16 protein-coding genes and 1 riboswitch are annotated in these 18,860 nt (G+C 73.8%); of the genes, 8 read left to right on the top strand and 8 right to left on the bottom strand.

Going from position 1 to position 18,860, the window contains the following annotated elements:
* Positions 1–163: 163 nt before the first annotated feature.
* The 3 genes from OG896_RS30265 to OG896_RS30255 form a co-directional block, all read right to left on the bottom strand.
* Entirely contained in the window at positions 164–598 is a 435-nt protein-coding gene (locus tag OG896_RS30265; protein ID WP_328462988.1) for a DUF3040 domain-containing protein, read from the bottom strand.
* A gap of 269 nt (positions 599–867) precedes the next feature.
* Entirely contained in the window at positions 868–1,650 is a 783-nt protein-coding gene (locus tag OG896_RS30260; RefSeq protein ID WP_329370416.1) for a methyltransferase, read from the bottom strand.
* A 68-nt stretch (positions 1,651–1,718) separates the two neighbouring features.
* The gene (locus OG896_RS30255; RefSeq protein ID WP_443057177.1) at positions 1,719–2,252 is read right to left on the bottom strand and encodes an SAV_6107 family HEPN domain-containing protein; all 534 of its coding nucleotides are present in this window, start codon (positions 2,250–2,252) and stop codon (positions 1,719–1,721) included.
* Positions 2,253–2,421: 169 nt separating this feature from the next.
* Between OG896_RS30255 and OG896_RS30250 the strand changes: the two genes are divergently transcribed.
* From OG896_RS30250 to OG896_RS30240, 3 genes are all read left to right on the top strand, one after another.
* Entirely contained in the window at positions 2,422–3,045 is a 624-nt protein-coding gene (locus OG896_RS30250) for a TetR/AcrR family transcriptional regulator (RefSeq protein ID WP_329370414.1), read from the top strand.
* 697 nt (positions 3,046–3,742) lie between these two features.
* Positions 3,743–5,296: a phytoene desaturase family protein gene (locus OG896_RS30245; RefSeq protein ID WP_329370413.1), complete on the top strand. Its 1,554-nt coding sequence runs from the start codon at positions 3,743–3,745 to the stop codon at positions 5,294–5,296.
* 198 nt (positions 5,297–5,494) lie between these two features.
* On the top strand, positions 5,495–7,744 hold the full coding sequence (locus OG896_RS30240; RefSeq protein ID WP_329370411.1) for a terpene synthase family protein: 2,250 nt from the start codon (positions 5,495–5,497) through the stop codon (positions 7,742–7,744).
* A 66-nt stretch (positions 7,745–7,810) separates the two neighbouring features.
* On the opposite strand, the gene OG896_RS30235 is transcribed toward OG896_RS30240, so the two are convergent.
* The 5 genes from OG896_RS30235 to OG896_RS30215 all read right to left on the bottom strand — a co-directional run bounded on the left by OG896_RS30235 (position 7,811) and on the right by OG896_RS30215 (position 13,206).
* Positions 7,811–8,827 carry a hypothetical protein gene (locus OG896_RS30235; protein ID WP_329370410.1) on the bottom strand — a complete coding sequence of 339 codons (1,017 nt, stop codon included), beginning with the start codon at positions 8,825–8,827 and terminating at the stop codon, positions 7,811–7,813.
* Positions 8,828–8,850: 23 nt separating this feature from the next.
* The gene (gene metF, locus OG896_RS30230; protein WP_328463000.1) at positions 8,851–9,771 is read right to left on the bottom strand and encodes a methylenetetrahydrofolate reductase [NAD(P)H]; all 921 of its coding nucleotides are present in this window, start codon (positions 9,769–9,771) and stop codon (positions 8,851–8,853) included.
* Between the two features lie 999 nt (positions 9,772–10,770).
* A complete protein-coding gene (gene thiE, locus OG896_RS30225; RefSeq protein WP_329370407.1) occupies positions 10,771–11,430 on the bottom strand; it encodes a thiamine phosphate synthase in 660 nt (219 codons plus the stop codon).
* 96 nt (positions 11,431–11,526) lie between these two features.
* Positions 11,527–11,901 (bottom strand): Rv2175c family DNA-binding protein, encoded by a 375-nt coding sequence (locus OG896_RS30220; protein ID WP_329370405.1) that lies wholly within the window; start codon positions 11,899–11,901, stop codon positions 11,527–11,529.
* Positions 11,902–11,994: 93 nt separating this feature from the next.
* The gene (locus OG896_RS30215; RefSeq protein WP_329370403.1) at positions 11,995–13,206 is read right to left on the bottom strand and encodes an NAD(P)/FAD-dependent oxidoreductase; all 1,212 of its coding nucleotides are present in this window, start codon (positions 13,204–13,206) and stop codon (positions 11,995–11,997) included.
* 128 nt (positions 13,207–13,334) lie between these two features.
* A riboswitch (TPP riboswitch) is annotated at positions 13,335–13,448 on the top strand.
* Between OG896_RS30215 and thiO the strand changes: the two genes are divergently transcribed.
* The 5 genes from thiO (at position 13,444) to OG896_RS30190 (ending at position 18,833) form a co-directional block, all read left to right on the top strand.
* Positions 13,444–14,607 (top strand): glycine oxidase ThiO, encoded by a 1,164-nt coding sequence (gene thiO / locus OG896_RS30210; RefSeq protein WP_329370402.1) that lies wholly within the window; start codon positions 13,444–13,446, stop codon positions 14,605–14,607. (Overlaps the previous riboswitch by 5 nt.)
* Complete coding sequence (thiS, locus tag OG896_RS30205) at positions 14,604–14,810, top strand: sulfur carrier protein ThiS (RefSeq protein ID WP_329370400.1); 207 nt, start codon at positions 14,604–14,606, stop codon at positions 14,808–14,810. The genes thiO and thiS overlap by 4 nt, the downstream gene beginning before the upstream one ends.
* 2 nt (positions 14,811–14,812) lie before the next feature.
* Positions 14,813–15,634 (top strand): thiazole synthase, encoded by an 822-nt coding sequence (locus OG896_RS30200; protein WP_443057176.1) that lies wholly within the window; start codon positions 14,813–14,815, stop codon positions 15,632–15,634.
* Between the two features lie 331 nt (positions 15,635–15,965).
* On the top strand, positions 15,966–17,921 hold the full coding sequence (pknB, locus tag OG896_RS30195) for a Stk1 family PASTA domain-containing Ser/Thr kinase (protein WP_329370399.1): 1,956 nt from the start codon (positions 15,966–15,968) through the stop codon (positions 17,919–17,921).
* Between the two features lie 24 nt (positions 17,922–17,945).
* Positions 17,946–18,833, top strand: coding sequence for a deoxyribonuclease IV (locus OG896_RS30190; protein ID WP_329374375.1), 888 nt, complete (start codon positions 17,946–17,948; stop codon positions 18,831–18,833).
* Positions 18,834–18,860 lie beyond the last annotated feature (27 nt).

The raw sequence follows: 18,860 nt of genomic DNA, 5'->3' as shown, positions 1-18,860 counted from the left end.
CCGTGCGGTCGTGCGTGGTGCGCTCCTGCGTGGTGCGGCTTACGGTCCTACGTCTTACGTCTGCGTCTCACGGTCCTGGGTCCTGCGGTCGCGAGCGGTGCGACCGAGGTGCGGCCGGACTGCCGGACTGCCGGGCCGCCGGGCCGCCGGCCGTTGCCGGCCGCTACTGGCCCTGCTGCTGGTCGCGGCGGCGCTGCCACCGCTCCTCGATGCGGTCCATGACCTTGCCGCGGCGCTGCTGGCGACGGCGGGCCCCGAAACGGCGACCGATGTGCCCGGGGACCGCGGTGGGCCCGGGAGGTCCGGGCGGCCCGGCCTCGGGCGGACGGTTGGCGCGACGCCAACCGGTGACCGCGAGCACGGCACACGCCAGCATCACCAGGAAGCCGACCACACCGATCCAGGACTGTTGCGCGATCATGCCGCCCATGAGCAGCCCGATCCCGCACAGGAAACCGAGCACGGCCAGGTAGACCCGACGACGGGTGAACGCGCGCACTCCGTTTCCCTCAAGCGCCGACGCGAACTTGGGATCTTCGGCGTACAGCGCTCGCTCCATTTGCTCGAGCATGCGCTGCTCGTGCTCCGAGAGCGGCACGGAGACCTCCTACTCGTCGGTCGCGCGGGGCCGCGACCGGTCCGACCCTTTCAGGATAGGCGGGATTCCCCTCCGTGAAACCCACCCCACTGCGCCAATCCGACGGGGCACTTCTTCCCCGCCGAGCGTCACGTCATGCCAGCATACGGTGAGGAATGACGCCGCGGGCGGGCCTGTGACCGACTCCGCGGCCCGGTCCGGTGCGTGCTGCCCCCGGTCGGGCCGGGGCCACGGCCGGGCTCCGCCCGGGAGTACCCCCGCGGGGCGGGTCAGTCGCGCTCGGCGAGGACGTGGAGCTGGGTGGCGACGGAGTGGAACCCGGGCTCCTCGGCCGCCGCCAGCTCCAGCCGCAGCAGTGCCTCCGCGGCGCCGGGCTCGGTGTCGACCAGCACCCCGGGCACGAGGTCGGCGAAGACCCGTACACCGTGCACGGAAGCCGTGCGCAGGCCCGCGTCGGTGACCAGGCGGGTCAGGTCGTCCGCGGTGAAGCGGCGGGGCAGGGAGTCTGCCGCGCCGTATCGGCCGTCCGGGTCAAGGAGCGCCTGCTGGGCCTCGCCGAAGTGCCCGGCGAGCGCACGGGCCAGCACGGCGCCGCCGCGCCCGGCGGCGAGCAGGCTCAGCGAGCCGGCCGGGCGGAGGGCCTCCACCACGTTCCGCACGCCTTCGGCGGGGTCGTCGACGTACTCCAGCACGCCGTGGCAGAGCACCATGTCGTATCCGCCGGGGCGGATCACGCCGAGCAGGCCGTGGACGTCGCCCTGGACACCGGTGACCCGGTCGGTGACGCCGGCCTCGGCCGCCCGCCGCTCCAGGGCGAACAGCGCGTCCGGGCTCGGGTCGACGACGGTGACGCGGTGGCCGAGCCGGGCCACGGGCACCGCGAAGTTGCCGGTGCCGCCGCCGGTGTCGAGGACGTCGAGCGCCGGCCGGTCCGAGGACTTGGCGCGCCGCTCCAGGGCGCCCTGGAGCACCTCCCACACCACGGCGGTACGAAGGCTGGCACGGGGTCGGATCGGGTCCACCCCTCCTGGACGGGACCCTGCACGGGACATGGCGGGCGGCTCTCCTCGCGGTGGTGCTGGCTGCGTGACCGACGGCGTCGGCCGTCGCACCCCCAACTCTAAGGTGTGCCGCCGGGCGCGGGCCGGAGCAGAAGCATGCGTTCCACCAGGCGCAGGAACATGGCGGCGGAGCGCAGCAGGTCGTCGGCGTCGCGCGGGCCGGCGGCGCCGGCTATGCCCGCGTCGGCCCGCGCCCGGCGCTCGGCGCCGGCCGCGAACAGGGCGCTCCACTCGGCCAGTTCGGGCGCGACCTCGGGCAGCACCTCCCACACGCTGCGGATGCGGCCGCGCTTGCGGGGGTTGGGCTCGGGGCGGCCGCGCACCGCGAGCACGGCGGCGGCGGTGCGCAGCGCGGCCAGGTGGGCCGTCGCGTACCGCTCGTGCGGGGGTTCGAGGAGGGCTGCCTCCTGAAGTCCGATGTGTGCCTGGGTGAGCAGGTCGAGCGCGCCGGGGGACGCGGCGGCGCGGCGCAGCACGGGGTGGATGTCGGCGGGAGCGCCTGGACCGGCCGGTGCGCCGAAGCCCCCGGGTGTCGCGGACAGCGCGGGCACGGGCGGGGTCGGCGGCACGAACGGCATCGCGGGAATGGCCATGGCGAACCTCCTGGTCTCCGTTGCTTCCTCATCGGCTTCCCATCATCGACGCCACCACTGACAATCGGCTCTGACCTGCGCGAACCCCACGTGCTACGCGCGTATCCCGGGCCATGCCGCCGTGATGCGGTGGAAACACGGCCGTCACGGTGCGGGCAGAATCAGGGCCATGACCACCGCACGACGCCAGGCCACCCGGCAGAAGCTGTTCGAGGCCGCCGTCACCCTCATCGCCGAGCAGGGCTTCTCCGCCACCACGGTCGACGAGATCGCCGAGCGCGCCGGGGTCGCCAAGGGGACCGTCTACTACAACTTCGCCAGCAAGAACGTGCTGTTCGAGGAGCTGCTGCGGCACGGCGTCGGGTTGCTGACGGTGTCGCTGCGGCGGGCCGCGGACGAGACGGCGGCGCGCGGCGGCAGCCGGGTCGACGCGCTGGACGCGATGATCCGCTCGGGGCTCGCCTTCATCGCCCGCTACCCGTCCTTCACGCAGCTGTACGTCGCGGAGCTGTGGCGGACCAACCGCACCTGGCAGGACACGCTCATGACCGTCCGGCAGGAAGCGGTCGCCGTGGTCGAGAAGGTGCTGGGAGAGGCGATGGAACGCGGCGAGGTGAGTGGCGAGATCGATGTGCCGCTGACCGCGTCCGCGCTCTTCGGGATGGTGCTGGTCGCTGCGCTCGACTGGCAGGCGTTCCAGCCCGAGCGCAGCCTCGACGACGTCCACGAGGCGCTGTCGCGGTTGCTCCAGGGGCGGGTGGGCGGCGCCGCGGCCCACCGCTGTGCTCGGTGATCCGCGGGCCATCCCCCGTTGCGGTCGGTGCCCGCGTGCTCGTTTCCGCCGCCCCGTGTCGGCGGGTCCGGGCCGCGCCCCTTCCGCACCCCCTACTCTTCCGGCTGCGCCGGGCCTCGCCATCCGTACAGCTACTCATCCCATTACCTAGGTAGGCCCCTCCGTCCTGCCCCTTTCCCCCGTCCCGGGACCATACGTCCCCCTATGGCTTGTCGCGCCGTTCCCCGCGCCCCTGGTTGCGCTCGGCTCCTCCGTGAAAAGAAGCTCGCTTCTTCCTTCCCGCCCGGGTGTGCTTGCTTCTCTCGGGCTTTGGCCGGGCCGGACTGCCGTCCAGGCTGCTGCTGCGGATGTTTGCCGGACCTTCTGCGGCTTGACGGCTGGTCGCGCAGTTCCCCGCGCCCCTTCGTCGTGGCTGTTCGCCGCGGAGACAGTGCTGCTCAACCACGTCACCCCACTCCGTACGAAGGTCGGCTTACCCAGGGGCGCGGGGAACTGCGCGATCAGCCACTCACCGGGGGAAGATCCGGCATCCCCCGCAAGGGGCAGGCGCGGCGGAGCCGCACCGCGGAGTACCCGCACATACCCAGGGGCGCGGGGAACGGCGCGACCAGCCCCCATCTACCGCAAGGTCCGGGCAGCGGGGGGAGGGGGCAACCCGGGCGGATCGCTGAACCCACGGCGTGGATACGCTCGGCGCATGGGACGGATTGCGGTGGTGGGCGCCGGGATGGCCGGGATGGCGGCGGCGGCGCGGCTCGCGACGGGCGGGCACGAGGTGGTGGTGTACGAACGTGGGGAGACGTACGGCGGAGGCGTGGGCGCGTTCGCCCGGGACGGCTTCGCGTTCGACACCGGCCCGGGCCTGCTCCAGCTCCCCGCGGTCTACCGCGACCTGTTCGTGAAGACCGGCCGGGAGAGCCTGGAGGACAGCGTCGAGCTGGTGCAGACCGACCCGGCCGGCCGCCACGTCTTCGCGGACGGCACCGACGTGTCGCTGCCGAACGCCTCCCGCTCGGGGGTGATCGAGGCGCTGGACGGCGCGTTCGGCCCGGGCAGCGGCGAGCGCTGGAGCGAGGTGCTGGTGAGGGCGCGGCAGGTGTGGGAGGGCGTCCGCAGGCCGCTGCTGGAGGAGCCGATCGGGGACCCGAAGCCGCTGTCCAGGGACCCGTACCCGGCCCGGCGCAAGGGCCTGCTGCGGCGGCCGCCGCACCTGGCCGACGTGGCCGCGGACGAGCTCGGCGGTGATCCGCGCCCGGCCGCGCTGCTGGAGTGGTACGCCCTCGGGAACGGGCTCGACCCGCGTACGGCGCCCGCGGCGGCGGCCGTACTGCCGTACCTGGAGCAGTCGTTCGGCGTCTGGTACGTCCGCGGCGGGATGCGGGCGCTCGCGGACGCGCTGTACGCCCGCTGCCGGGCCCGGAAGGTGGAGTTCCGGTTCGGCGCCGGGGTGAGGGGCGTGGAGGTGCACGAGGGACGGGTGCGCGGGCTCCGGTTCACCGACCACTCGACCGGGGCCGCCGACATGGTGGCCGCGTCCGTGCCGTTGCCCTGCCTCCCGCAGGAGACCCTCCCGTCGGGCGGGAAGGACCTGCGGCCGCTCGCCGGGGCGCGCGACGAGCCCGGGCGCTGCACGGTGCACGTGGCGTTGCGCGGCTCGCGCCCGGCCGGTGCGGCGCACCGTACGGTCGTGCACGCCGCGGACCGGGGGGCCGCGCTGGACTGGGTGTTCGGGCGCGGACGGGCCGAGGTGCCGGCGCCGGGGGCGCTGACGGTCACCGTGCTGCGACCGGACGACCCGGCGACGCGGCCGGACGACGGGCACGAGGCGGTCACCGTGACGGCCACGGTGCCGCGGCACGCCGCAGGGCGGACCAACTCCGGTTCCCACTCGGGCTCCACCTCCGGCTCCGGGGTGGACTGGTCCGGCGGGGACTTCGTGGACGCGTTCGCCGAGCGGATGCTGGAGGTGGCGGAGCGGGCCGTTCCCGGGCTGCGGGAGCGGGAGTTGTGGCGCGAGGTCCGCACCCCGCGGGACGTGGAGCGGGAGACGGGGGCGGCGGGCGGTTCGGTGCCGGTGCCCTCGCTCCCCGGGGCCGGCGGCGCCCTCTTCCGCCCGCCCAACCGGACGCCCTTCAACGGGCTCTACTTCCTGGGGGGTTGGGCCCACCCGGGCGGCGGGCTCCCGCACGCGGGCATGTCCGCGGCGATCGTCGCCGACCTCGTGGCCGGCGGCCCGGGCGGCAGCCGCTGACCTCCGCTCCGCCGCCGGGTACGCGCCCGGGGCGCCCCACCTTCCGCCACGAGCCCGGGAACAAGATCGTTAACCCCCGCGGGGGCGAATTCAACCCATCGGGCGGAAAAGGGCGTTACCGGCTCACGGCGCCGGGTGGGGCCGACCTAGCGTGAGGGGCTGTACAGGTGATCAGTTGAGCGGAAGGTCTTAACGGAGATGCCGCAGCCCTTCGAACTGCCCAAGTTCTACGTGCCGTACCCGGCGCGGCTGAACCCGCACCTCGAACGCGCCCGGGAGCACTCGAAGGAGTGGGCCCGGGAGATGACGATGATCGAGGGCTCGGGCATCTGGGCCGAATCGGACTTCGACTCGCACGACTACGCCCTGCTGTGCGCGTACACCCACCCGGACGCCTCGGGGCCGGAGTTGGACCTGGTGACCGACTGGTACGTGTGGGTGTTCTTCTTCGACGACCACTTCCTCGACATCTTCAAGCGCACCCCGGACATGGCGGGCGCGAAGGCGTATCTGGACCGGCTGCCGGCGTTCATGCCGGTGGATCTCGCGCAGGAGGTCCCCGAGCCGACGAACCAGGTGGAGGCGGGCCTGGCCGACCTGTGGCGGCGGACGGTGCCGCAGATGTCGGAGGGGTACCGGCGGCGGTTCCACGAGAGCACCCGGCACCTGCTGGAGGAATCGCTCTGGGAGCTGTCCAACATCAGCACCGGCCGGGTGTCGAACCCGATCGAGTACATCGAGATGCGCCGCAAGGTCGGCGGCGCGCCCTGGTCGGCGAACCTGATCGAGCACGCGGCGGGCGCCGAGGTGCCCGACGCGATCGCGGCGAGCCGCCCGATGCGGGTGCTGCGCGACTGCTTCGCGGACAGCGTGCACCTGCGCAACGACCTGTTCTCGTACCAGCGCGAGATCGAGGACGAGGGCGAACTGTCCAACGCCGTACTGGTGCTGGAACGGTTCCTCGACCAGACCCCGCAGGAGGCCGCCGACACGGTGAACGACCTGCTGACCTCGCGGCTCCAGCAGTTCGAGCACACCGCGTTCACCGAAGTGGAGCCGCTCTTCGACGAGTTCGGGCTGGACCCGGCGCAGCGGCTGGGCGTCTTCGCCTACGTGAAGGGGCTACAGGACTGGCAGTCCGGCGGCCACGAGTGGCACATGCGCTCCAGCCGCTACATGAACGGCGCGAGCGACGAGGCGCGGGCGGTGGGCGTGCTCGGCGGGCCGACCGGGATCGGCACGTCGGCCGCGCAGATCGCCGGCTCGCTGGCCGCGACGCTGCCGCAGCGGGCCCGCGCCTACGGCCACGCGCCGTTCCAGCAGGTCGGCTGGGTGCGGCGGGCGCCGGTCCCGATGCCGTTCGAGACGACGCTCAGCCCGCACCTGGACGCCTCCCGCGCGCACAACCTGGCGTGGGGCCGGCGGATGGGCCTGCTGGACGCCGAGCCGGGCTTCCCGGTGCCGGGCGGGCTGTGGAACGAGGAGAAGCTCGCCGGGTACGACTTCGCGCTGTGCGCCGCGGGCATCCATCCGGCCGCCTCCCAGGACGAGTTGGACCTCACCACGGACTGGCTGACCTGGGGCACCTACGGCGACGACTACTACCCGATCGTCTTCGGCCGGGCCGGCGACATGGCGGCGGCCCGGATCACCACCGAGCGTTTCAAGCTGTTCATGCCGCTGGACGCGGGCGCGGTGCCGCCGCCGCTGACGGCGCTGGAACGCTCGCTGGCGGACCTGTGGCAGCGCACCGCGGGCCCGATGGCGCCGCCGGCGCGGCAGCGGTTCCGCGCCGCGATCGAGGACATGTGCGAGAGCTGGCTGTGGGAGCTGGCCAACCAGAAGCTCAACCGGGTGCCCGACCCGGTGGACTACATCGAGATGCGCCGCAAGACGTTCGGCTCGGACCTGACGATGAGCCTGTCCCGGATCGGCCACGGCGACGCGCTGCCCGACGAGATCTACCGCTCCCGGCCGGTGCGCGGCATGGAGGTCGCCGCCCAGGACTTCGCCTGCCTGCTCAACGACGTGTTCTCCTACCGCAAGGAGATCGAGTTCGAGGGCGAGATCCACAACGCGGTGCTGGTGGTGCAGAACTTCCTGGACTGCGGGCCGCAGGAGGCGATGGACATCGTCGGGGACCTGATGGCCGCCCGGATGTCGGAGTTCCAGCACATCACCGAGACCCAACTTCCCACGCTCTTCGAGGAGTTCGACCTCGACGAGACGGCACGCGGGGTACTGCTCGACTACGCCCAGGAGTTGCGGGACTGGATGGCGGGCATCGTCACCTGGCACGAGGGCTGCGCCCGGTACACCGAGGAGTCGCTGCTCAAGCACTACCCGCACCTCGCGGCCACGGTGCCCCGTCCCGGGCAGCCCTGGCGCACCCCGGCGGGCCTGGGCCTGTCCGCGGCCCGGCTGCCGTCCCTGCTCAACGGCCGCTAGCCGAAGGCCGGTTGGCCCGCCCGGCGGTTGAGGGTCGACCGTCGGCTGTCGGCGGCGGACCGGCGCTCAGTAGCGGTACGGGTCGTACGGGTCCGCGTACTCCTGCTGCTGCTCGGGCTGTTGCTGCTGCTCGTACGGCGGCTGGTGCTGCTGCTGCGGGATGTACGGCTGCTGCCGGCCGTACGCCTGCTGGTCGTACGCCTGCTGGTCGAAGCCGTAGCCGCCGTACGTGTCGGCCGCGGGCTGCTGCGGGTAGGGCTGCGGGGACTGCCAGTCCCCGGCGCCCTCCCCGCCGTACCCGCCGCCGTCGGTGCCGCGGGCGTTGCCGAACACGTCGTAGTCGTCGGGGTCGTAGCCGTACGAGGCCGCGGCGGGCGCGGGCTGCTCCTGGTAGCCGCCGCCGTCCTGATCCTGGCCCTGCTGTTGCCCCTGCCCCTGGTCCCAGGCCGGCTGCTGCTGCTCGTAGCCGGTCCAGCTCTGGTAGCCCTGCGCGCCGTACCCCTCGTAGCCGCCGCTGGTGTACGGGTCGGGGGTGTACGTCGACTGGCCGTCGTAGAGCGGGTATTCGCCGCTGTCGTCCTGCATCGGCATCGGCTGGTACACCGCCTGCTCGGCGCCGTACCCGCCCTGGCCCTGCGGGTCGCCCGACGGGACCGAGAAGTCGTGCACCGCCGTCGCGTTGGCGCCCACGCCCGCCAACTCCTCAGTCGGAAGCGGCTGTTGGGCGGCGTCCGGGCCGGCCGCCTGGTCGGCCTCGATCGGGCCGACCTCCAGCACCGGTTCGGCCGGGCGGGCGCCCGCGGCCCTGCGGCGCCGGCTGGAGCCGGGACGGCCGCCTATCGCCCAACCCGTGGAGAAGCCCCGCTTGTAGGAGAGCGTGACCTGGCTCTGCCCGGTGCCGAAGGCGAGCGCGCCCAGCACGATGAGCACCACACTGCGGTCGGCGACCCCGATGACCAGGCCCAGGAACCCCGCGAAGGCGAGCACCCGCCAGCGCAGCCGGGCCTTGTACTGCAACAGCACTTCGCCCAGCAGCCACAGCGCGACGATGCCGAACGCGATGTAGAGCACCGAGTAGCCCATGTGCCCACTTCCTCACCTAGGGGTCACGCCGCCCGCCGATGCAGCCCGAGGTTCTCGTAGATCTCCAGCGATGCGGTGGAGTGGTTAAGAGTAATGAAGTGGAGCCCCGGAATGTCCTCTGCCATGAGGCGGCGGCACATCTCGGTGGTGAACTCGATGCCGATCTCCCGTACCGCCGCCGGGTCGTCCTGCACCGCGAGGATGCGTTCGGCCAGGTCGGCGGGGAACGGCGCGTTGCCGAGCTGCGAGAAGCGCTCGATCTGCCGGACGTTGGTCACCGGCATCACCTCGGGGATGATCGGCACGGTGCAGCCCGCCCGGTCCACCCGGTCCCGCAGTCGCAGGTACGCGTCCGCGTCGAAGAACATCTGGGTGATCGCGAAGTCGGCGCCGGCCCTGCACTTGTCGAGGAAGTGCCGGGTGTCCTCGGCCGGGTCGGTCGAGCGCGGGTGCATCTCGGTGAACGCCGCGACGCCGACGCAGAAGTCCCCCGACTCCTTGACCAGCCGCACCAGTTCGGCCGCGTACGTCAGCCCCTGCGGGTGCGGTACCCACTCGCCCATCGGGTCGCCGGGCGGGTCGCCGCGCACCGCGAGGATGTTGCGGATGCCCGCGTCCGCGTACTGCCCGATGATGTTGCGGAGTTCGGCGACCGAGTGGTTCACCGCGGTGAGGTGGGCGCACGGGGTGAGCGTGGTGTCCGAGACGATCCGGTCGGTGGCCCGCACGGTGCCCTCCCGCGAGGAGCCGCCGGCGCCGTAGGTGACCGACACGAAGGTCGGGCGCACCGCCTCGATCCGGCGGATCGCTCTCCACAACGTGCGCTCGCCCTTCTCGGTCCGCGGCGCGGCGAACTCGAACGAGTACGAGCGCTGACCGGACGCGAGCAGTTCACGGATCGTGATCGCGCGGTCCGTGCGTGTGGATGAAGTCCCCAGGGCCATGCAAGCAGGCTAACGTGTGGCGGTCGCCACACGTTAGTGCGTCACGCCATCCCCGGGGGGACCCGTGCCCCTCGGACAAGGGTGCCCTGCACTCCCCGGGCGGACCCGCTGCCGCGGAAGGCGCTGCCCCCTCCCCGGGCGGACCCGCTGCCGCGGAAGGCGCTGCCCCCTCCCCGGGCGGACCCGCTGCCGCGGAAGGCGTTCACCACTCAGGGGCGCTGGGGGTACCTCCCAGGCGACGCTCGGGGGTGAGCTGCGGGCGCAGCCATCCACCGGCCGGTGGTCCGGACACGACAGCAACAGCCCCTTCTGGCCGGTGGCGACGCGCGCCACCGTCGCGGCTGGTCGCGCAGTTCCCCGCGCCCCTGATTGGTTGCCGCACTCCGCGACGGCACCCCGGCGCCCCTCATTGGTTGCCGCACTCCGCGACAGCACCCCCGCGCCCCTCATTGGTTGCCGCACTCCACAACGGCACCCCCGCGCCCCCCATTGGTGCCGCATTCCGCGACGGCACCCCGGCGTCCCTGATTGGTTGCCGCACTCCATGACGGCACCCCGGCGTCCCTGATTGGTTGCCGCACTCCGCGACGGCACCCCGGCGCCCCTGACTGGTTGCCGCATTCCGCGACGGCACCCCGGCGCCCCTGATTGGTTGCCGTACTCCGCGACGGCACCCCAGCGCCGCTCATTGGTTGCCGCACTCCACAACGGCACCCCCGGCCCCTCATTGGTTGCCGCACTCCATGACGGCACCCCCGCCCCCATTGGTGCCGCACTCCGCGACCGCACCCCCGCGCCGCTCATTGGTTGCCGTGCTCCGCGACAGCACCCCCGCGCCCCCATCGGTCCCCCCAACCCCACAACAGCACCCCCCGCACCCCCCATCGGTCCCCCACCCCACAACAGCACCCCCGCACCCCCCATCGGTCCCCCCACCCCACAACAGCACCCCCGCGCGCCTGGAGGGGGTGGAGGTCTTCCGGGAGGGGGGGCGGGGGGTCAGTGGGGCGTTGGGGGGTGGAGGGATTGGGTCAGGGCGGAAGCGGCTTCGTAGGGGTCGGGGGCCTCGGTGATCGCGCGGACGACGACGATCCGGCGGGCACCGGCGTCGAGCACGGCGGGGAGGTTCGAGAGATCGATCCCGCCGATCGCGAACCAGGGCCGTTCCGTGCCGAGGGCGGCGGCGTGGCGGACGAGGGAGAGCCCGGGAGCGGGGCGCCCTGGTTTCGTGGGGGTCGGCCACACCGGCCCGGTGCAGAAGTAGTCCGCGCCGGGCTCGACCGCCGCGGCGTCCACCTCGGCCTCGGCGTGGCAGGACCGGCCGATCAGCACGTCGGAGCCGAGCAGGGCGCGGGCGGCGGGCACCGGCAGGTCGTCCTGCCCCAGGTGCAGCACGTCGGCGCCGGCCGCGTGCGCGACGTCGGCCCGGTCGTTGACCGCGAGCAGCTTGCCGTGCCGGCGGCACGCGTCGGCGAGTATGTCGAGCGCGGCCAGCTCCTGGCGGGCCTCGATGCCCTTGTCGCGGAGCTGGATGATGTCGACGCCGCCGCGCAGCGCCGCGTCGGCGAACTCGGCGAGGTCGCCGCGGGCGGTACGCGCGTCCGTGCACAGGTAGAGCCGCGCGTCGGCGAGGCGGGCGGACGCAGCTGGAGTGGGCATCGCGGGCTCCCGGGGTCGATGCGCCCCGGGCGGGCCGCCGCCGTGCACGCACGCGGGTGCGGTACGGGCGTGGCGGCGGCCCCCGGCGGGCGCGGGCTACACGGCGAGCGCCTGCGCGCGGCGCTTCACCTCGGTCCCGCGATTCTCGCGCAGCGCGTTGGCGGGGGTGCCGGGCAGGGTCGGGTCAGGCGTGAAGAGCCACTCGAGGGCCTCGTCGTCCGTGAACCCGTCGTCCTTCAGCAGCGTCAACGTGCCGGGCAGCCCCTTGACGATCTTTCCGTCTCCGATGAAGTCGCTCGGCACCATCAGGACCTTGTTCTCCCCGCGGCGAACCGCGATGAGCTGCCCTTCCTTGATCAGCGGTCGAATCCGGGTCACTTCGAGGCCGAGACGCTCCGCGACCTCGGGCAGGGTGAGCCAGGAGGGGACGAGAGCGTCAATGTGTGCGTCAACCGACGAGAAAACAGTCACGGGACAAGCCTGCCACCTGCGGCCGACAATCGCTCCCAACGCTGAGCCGTCACGGTAGTGGTGCCCGCCGTGTCGTGCCCGCGCCCGGGCCGGTCAGCGGGGCACCGCGGACTTCAGCGGCACCGCCGGGTCCGCGGCGAGCGCGGGGTCCGGCTCGAAGCCGGCCGCGATCAGCTTGCGGGCCTGTGCCATGTCCCGCGGCCGCTCCACCGCGAGGAGCGCCACCAGCACGCCGCGGCGCAGCCACAGCACCGACCAGGACGTGCCGGAGGGGTCCCCGCGGGTGAGCAACTGGTCGTCGTCCCGGTGGAATCCGGCGTACTGCACGAAGCGGCCGAACTGCTCGGACCAGAAGTACGGCACCGGGTCGTAGGCCTCCTCGCCGCCGAGGAGGTTCGCGGCGGCGGTGCGCGGTCCCTGGACGGCGTTGTCCCAGTGGTGGATGAGCAGGCGCCGGTTGTAGCGGGCCGAGGGGAAGGACGCGCAGTCGCCGACCGCGTAGACGTCGGGCGCGGTCGTCCGCAGCCGCTCGTCGGCCTGTACCGCGCCCTGCGGGTCCAGGGTCACCCCGGAGCCGGCCAGCCAGCCCGTGGAGGGCCGGGCGCCGACCCCGACCACCACCGCGCCGGCCGCCAGCCGGCTGCCGTCGGCGAGCACCACCCCGCCCGCCTCGACCGCGGCCACCGGCGTGCCGGTCCGCAGGGTGACGCCCGCTTCGTCGTACCAGCCGGTCATGTGTGCGGTGACGGAGGCGGGCAGCACCCCGGCGAGGGGGCGGTCGGCCGCCTCCACGACCGTCACCTCGCAACCGGCCTGCCGGGCCGCCGTCGCGAACTCGGCGCCGATCCAGCCGGCGCCGACCACCACGACGTGCTCGCGCCGGTCGAGTACGGGGCGCAGCGCGGCGGCGTCGTCCAGGGTGCGCAGCGGGTGCACCCCGGGCAGGCCGGCCGTGCCGGGCAGGGCCACCGCGTACGCGCCGGTCGCCAGCACGAGCGCGTCGTAGTCCACCCGCCCGGTGTCGGTGATCAGTTCGTGCCGCTCGGCGCGCAACGCCTGCGCGTGCACGCCCAGCCGCAGGTCCACGTCGAGCGCGGCGAAGTCGACGTCGAAGTGCACGTCGGTGAGGGCGCCGCCCTCCGCGCCGAGCAGCACCGCCTTGGACAGCGGCGGGCGGTCGTACGGCAGGTGCGGCTCGTCTCCCAACAGGGTGATCCGGCCGCGCCACCCCTGCCGGCGCAACTCGACGGCCGTCTGCACGCCGGCCATGCCGGCTCCCACGATCACTGCGTGACGCTCGCTCACCCGGCCACGTTAACCCGTCGGTGCCGCGGCGGACGCCCGCCCCGTCCGCGCCGCGGACCTGCTTCGCCCTCGACCGGCGGCGGACGGGGGCGGCGTCCGGGCCGGGGCCCTCCGCTAAGCTGGCCGGCAAGCGAGATCGCGGGAGCCCGGGCGGACCGGGCTGAGAGGGTGGCTGGTCGGCCGCCGACCGTACGAACCTGATCCGGGTCATGCCGGCGAAGGGAGCAGCCGAGACTCATGCGTACCCGAACAACGGACGTCCTCGTCGTGGGGGGCGGCATCATCGGGCTGGTGACGGCGTGGCGCGCCGCCCAGCGCGGGCTGGCCACGGTGGTGGCCGACCCGTCCCCAGGCGGCGGAGCCGCCCACGTGGCGGCGGGCATGCTCGCCGCGGTGACGGAGTTGCAGTACGGCGAGCAGACGCTGCTCGACCTGAACCTGGCGTCGGCCGCGCGCTACCCGGACTTCGTCGCGGAGTTGACCGCGGCCACCGGCCTGGACACCGGCTACCGCCCGTGCGGCACCCTCGCGGTGGCGCTGGACGCGGACGACCGGGCGGATCTGCGCGACCTGCACGCGTTCCAGACCTCGCTCGGACTTTCCGCGCAGTGGCTGAGCGGGCGGGACTGCCGCCGGCTGGAGCCGCTGCTGGCCCCCGGGGTGCGCGGCGGCCTGCGGGTGGACGGCGACCACCAGGTCGACCCGCGCCGGCTGGCCGCGGCGCTGCTGGGGGCCGCGCGGGCCGCGGGCGTGGAGTTCGTCCGGGCGAAGGCGGTCCGGGTGGAGTGCGCCGGCGACCGGGTCACCGGCGCGGAACTCGCCGACGGCACAAGGGTGTCGGCGGGCCGTACCGTGCTGGCCGCGGGCTGCGAGAGCGGCCGGCTGCCGGGGCTGCCGGAGGACGCGCTGCCGCCGGTGCGGCCGGTGAAGGGGCAGATCCTGCGGCTGCGGGTGCCGGCCGCGCGGGCGCCGTTCCTGTCGCGCACGGTCCGCGCGGTGGTCCGCGGTAGCCACGTCTACCTGGTGCCGCGGGAGAACGGCGAGCTGGTACTCGGCGCGACCAGCGAGGAGTTCGGCTGGGACACCGCGGTGACCGCCGGCGGGGTGTACCAACTCCTGCGGGACGCGCACGAGTTGGTACCCGGGATCACCGAACTCCCGCTCACCGAGACGCTGGCGGGACTGCGGCCGGGCTCCCCCGACAACGCGCCCCTGCTGGGGCCGTCTGAGCTGGACGGCCTGCTGCTCGCCACCGGGCACCACCGCAACGGTGTGCTGCTCACCCCGATCACCGGGGACGTGCTCGGCCACGTCCTGGACACCGGCGAACTTCCCGACTACGCCAGGCCGTTCGGGGCCGGCCGGTTCGCGGCGACCGCGCGTGAGGAGCAGGCGGTATGACGATCAGCGTGCTCGTCAACGGGGAGCGGCGCACCCTCGACGAACCGATCGAACTCGGCGCCCTCGTGGCGCGGTTCACCGCGGCGCCCTCCGGGGTGGCCGCCGCCCTCAACGAGACCGTCGTACCGCGCTCGCGCTGGGCGGCGACCCCCCTGGCCGAGGGCGACCGGGTGGAGATCCTCACCGCGGTGCAGGGAGGCTGACCGTGACGACATCGGTGAAGTCCGCGGGGACGGCCGATCCGCTGCGGATCGGGGACGCCGTGTTCGGGTCCCGGCTGATCATGGGGACCGGCGGGGCGCCCAGTCTCGACGTGCTGGAGCAGGCGCTCCTCGCGTCCGGTACGGAGTTGACGACCGTGGCGATGCGGCGGCTGGACCCGACCGCGAAGGGTTCGGTGCTGTCGGTGCTGGACCGGCACGGCATCCGGGTGCTGCCGAACACGGCCGGGTGCTTCACCGCGGGCGAGGCCGTCCTCACCGCGCGGCTGGCCCGGGAGGCGCTGGGCACCGACTGGGTCAAGCTCGAAGTGATCGCGGACGAGTGGACGTTGCTGCCCGATCCGGTCGAACTCCTCGACGCCGCGGAGACGTTGGTGGACGACGGGTTCACGGTGCTGCCGTACACCAACGACGATCCCGTGCTCGCCCGCAAGTTGGAGGATGTCGGGTGCGCGGCGATCATGCCGCTCGGCGCGCCGATCGGGTCCGGGCTCGGCATTCGCAATCCGCACAATTTTCGGCTCATCGTGGAGCGCGCGTCCGTGCCCGTGATCCTCGATGCCGGTGCCGGCACCGCTTCCGACGCGGCCTTGGCGATGGAACTCGGGTGCGACGCCGTCATGCTCGCGTCTGCGGTCACCCGGGCGCAGCGGCCCGCTCTCATGGCCGAGGCCATGCGGCACGCGGTCGCCGGCGGCCGGCTCGCCCACCGGGCCGGCCGCATCCCCCGCAGGTACGGTGCCCTCGCTTCCTCCCCGACCGACGGTGCCCCCACCTTCGGGGCGGCCCCGGACTCCCCGTCCTGACGGTCCCCGTCCGCCTCCCGGGTGCGGCCCCGCGGCTCCCCGCCGCCAGGGTTTCGGCCCGTTCCCGGCCGCGCCCCGGTGGTGGGTTGCGCGCGCAGTTCCCCGCGCCCCTGGCGGGTGACCGTCCTCCCGCGGAAGGAGCCGCACCAACCCAGGGGGCACCCCCACCCAGGCGAAGCCCGGGGGGAGGAACCGCGCGCGCAACCGGCCACCGGGGCGCACCCGGGCGCGAGGGGGAACCCCCGCGGCGGGGAGCCGTACCGTCACAACCGCGTAGCGAACCGCGCGGGTCACGTCGAACCACCCAAAGCGCCTCGTAGAATCGGTGGCCGTGGACACCAGCGTGCAGGACCCGCTTGTCGGGCAGATGCTCGACGGGCGCTACCTGGTCGAGGGGCGCATCGCCGTCGGGGGGATGGCGACGGTCTACCGCGCCATGGACACCCGGCTGGACCGGGAACTCGCACTGAAGGTCATGCACCCGCGGCTCGCCGAGGACGCCGTTTTCGTGGAGCGCTTCATCCGCGAGGCGAAGGCGGTCGCGAAGCTGGCGCACCCGAACGTGGTGGGGGTCTTCGACCAGGGCGCGGACGGCACGTACGTGTACCTGGCGATGGAGTACGTCGCCGGGTGCACGCTGCGGGACGTGCTGCGGGAGCGCGGCGCGCTCCAGGTGCACGCGGCGCTGGACATCCTGGAACCGGTGCTCGCGGCGCTGGGCGCAGCCCACCGCGCGGGTCTGGTGCACCGCGACATGAAACCCGAGAACGTGCTGATCGGCGACGACGGCCGGGTGAAGGTCGCCGACTTCGGCCTGGTCCGGGCGATCGACACCAAGACGAGCGTGTCCACGGGCGTGGTGCTGGGCACCGTGTCGTACCTGGCGCCGGAGCAGATCGGGCACGGCACGGTCGACCAGCGCGCGGACGTGTACGCGTGCGGCGTGGTGCTGTACGAGATGCTGACCGGCCGCAAGCCGTACGACGGCGACACCCCGATGAAGGTGATGTACCAGCACGTCAACGAGGACGTGCCGGCCCCTTCCGCGGTCATGCCGACCGTTCCGCCGCTGCTGGACGCGCTGGTGGCGCGGGCCTGTGCCCGGCTTCAGCAGGCCCGCCCGGCGGACGCGGTGGAGCTGCTCGCCGAGGCCCGTACGGCCCGGGCCGCCCTCTCGCCCGAGGAGCTGGACGCGCGGCCGGGCGGCGCGAGCGCGCAGGCCGCGCCCGTACCGGTGCCGGTGCCCGAGCCCGTGGACGCGGCACCCGCCGGGCCGGCCGGTTCCGAGGAGCCCACCAGCGTCGTGGTGCTGCCCGACGGCCCGGTCACCGACCGCACCACCCGCCTGCTGCTGCCCGCCCCGCCGCCCGACGACCCTCCCCCCGCCCCGGCACCCGGGGGAAGGGCCCGCTCCCGCCGAGGCCCGCTCGCCCTGCTCGTCGCCGTGCTGGTCCTGATCGGCGTCGCCGCGGGCGTCTGGTACATCAACGACGGCCAGTTCACGACCGTCCCGGGCGTGCTGTCGCTGCCGCAGGCGAAGGCGGAGCAGCAGCTCGACAAGGCCGGCCTGGACACCAAGGTGAAGCGGGACTTCTCGCTGACGGTGCCGCGCGGCAGCGTGATCGCCACCGACCCCTCCCCGGGCAAGCGCATCCGCGGCAACGGCACCGTGACGCTGACGGTCTCCAAGGGCCCCCAGCACGTCCAGGTGCCCGACGTCGCGGGGCGCGACCTGGCCACCGCCCGCAAGGAGATCAAGGCCGCGAGCCTGACCCCGGGCACCGTCGCCCAGGCGTTCGACGACGACGTGCCGCGCGGCGAGGTGGTCTCCACCGACCCGAAGGGCAGCACCGAGCTGGCCCCGGGCACCCCCATCGCGATCACCGTCTCGCGCGGCGCCCCGATCGACGTGCCGGACGTGGTCGGCGAGTCGGTCACCGACGCCCAGCAGGACCTGGAGGCGGCCGGGTTGAAGGTGGTGCTCGCGCCGGGCAAGGTCTTCTCCGACGAGGCCGACAAGGACCAGGTGGCGCTGGAGTCGCCGGGCAGCGGCAGCCAGGCCGCCGCGGGCGACTCCGTGACGATCACGGTCTCCAAGGGCCAGCAGCAGTTCCCGGTGCCGGACGTGACCGGCAAGAGCGCGGGCGACGCGAAGAAGATCCTCCAGGCCGCGGGCTTCGACGTCCGCGTGATCAACATCTTCTTCGGCAGCACCGTGTTCAGCCAGTCGCCCGACGGCGGCAGCCAGGCCCCCAAGGGCGCCACGATCACCCTGTGGGTGCGCTGAGACGGTGTTCGAGTGAACGAGCTGATGACGCCTGGCCGGCTGCGCAACCCGGTCGGCGCGCACGTGCCGGTGGCGGGCGGCCTCGCCGCCAAGGGCCTGGGCTACGCGGAGCAGTTGGGCGCGGAGGCGGTCCAGGTCTTCGTGGCGAACCCGCGCGGCTGGGCGACCGGCCCGGGCGACCCGGCCCAGGACGAGGAGTTCCGCACCCGGTGTGCCGACGCGTCCCTGCCGGCGTACGTCCACGCGCCGTATCTGATCAACTTCGGCTCGCACACCCCGGAGACCGTCGACCGCTCGGTGGCGTCACTGCGGCACTCGCTGCGCCGCGCGCGGGCGATCGGCGCGCTCGGCGTCGTGGTGCACACCGGTTCGGCGACCGGCGGCCGGGGCCGCGAGGCCGCGCTGGGCCAGGTACGGGAGCGGATGCGGCCGCTGCTGGACGAGTTGACGCACGACGACGACCCGTGGCTGCTGCTGGAGTCGACCGCAGGCCAGGGGTCCTCGCTGTGTTCCCTGGCGGAGGACCTGGGGCCGTATCTCGACGCGCTGGACCGGCATCCCCGGGTGGGGCTGTGCCTCGACACCTGCCATGTGTTCGCCGCCGGGCACGACATCGCCGCGCCCGGCGGGGTGGCGCGCATGTTCGCGGAGATCGAGAGCGCGGCGGGCGCGGGGCGGCTTCGGCTGATCCACGCGAACGACTCGAAGGCGGGATGCGGCTCCCACCTCGACCGCCACGAAGGGATCGGGTCCGGGCGGATCGGGGCCGACCCCTTCCGCGAGATACTGGCCCACCCGGCGACGTCCGGGGTGCCCCTGATCATCGAGACCCCGGGGGGACCCGAAGGGCACGCCTCGGACGTGAAGCTGCTCCAGTCCCTCCGCCCCGAGGCGGTGAGCGGCGCGGCCTGACCCGGGGCGGCGCGGCCTGGACCCGAA

This window comes from Streptomyces sp. NBC_00669, from assembly GCF_036226785.1.
Classification (GTDB): Bacteria; Actinomycetota; Actinomycetes; order Streptomycetales; family Streptomycetaceae; genus Actinacidiphila.
This window is presented reverse-complemented; position numbering and strand designations above follow the sequence as displayed.

Bases quoted from the DNA above. Each gene is read 5' to 3' on its own strand.
- OG896_RS30190 (WP_329374375.1), top strand. From the start codon at position 17,946: ATGACGCCTGGCCGGCTGCGCAACCCGGTCGGCGCGCACGTGCCGGTG.
- OG896_RS30245 (WP_329370413.1), top strand. From the start codon at position 3,743: ATGGGACGGATTGCGGTGGTGGGCGCCGGGATGGCCGGGATGGCGGCG.
- OG896_RS30255 (WP_443057177.1), bottom strand. From the start codon at position 2,252: ATGGCCATTCCCGCGATGCCGTTCGTGCCGCCGACCCCGCCCGTGCCC.
- OG896_RS30260 (WP_329370416.1), bottom strand. From the start codon at position 1,650: ATGTCCCGTGCAGGGTCCCGTCCAGGAGGGGTGGACCCGATCCGACCC.
- OG896_RS30250 (WP_329370414.1), top strand. From the start codon at position 2,422: ATGACCACCGCACGACGCCAGGCCACCCGGCAGAAGCTGTTCGAGGCC.
- OG896_RS30235 (WP_329370410.1), bottom strand. From the start codon at position 8,827: ATGGGCTACTCGGTGCTCTACATCGCGTTCGGCATCGTCGCGCTGTGG.
- thiE (WP_329370407.1), bottom strand. From the start codon at position 11,430: ATGCCCACTCCAGCTGCGTCCGCCCGCCTCGCCGACGCGCGGCTCTAC.
- OG896_RS30240 (WP_329370411.1), top strand. From the start codon at position 5,495: ATGCCGCAGCCCTTCGAACTGCCCAAGTTCTACGTGCCGTACCCGGCG.
- metF (WP_328463000.1), bottom strand. From the start codon at position 9,771: ATGGCCCTGGGGACTTCATCCACACGCACGGACCGCGCGATCACGATC.
- thiS (WP_329370400.1), top strand. From the start codon at position 14,604: ATGACGATCAGCGTGCTCGTCAACGGGGAGCGGCGCACCCTCGACGAA.
- thiO (WP_329370402.1), top strand. From the start codon at position 13,444: ATGCGTACCCGAACAACGGACGTCCTCGTCGTGGGGGGCGGCATCATC.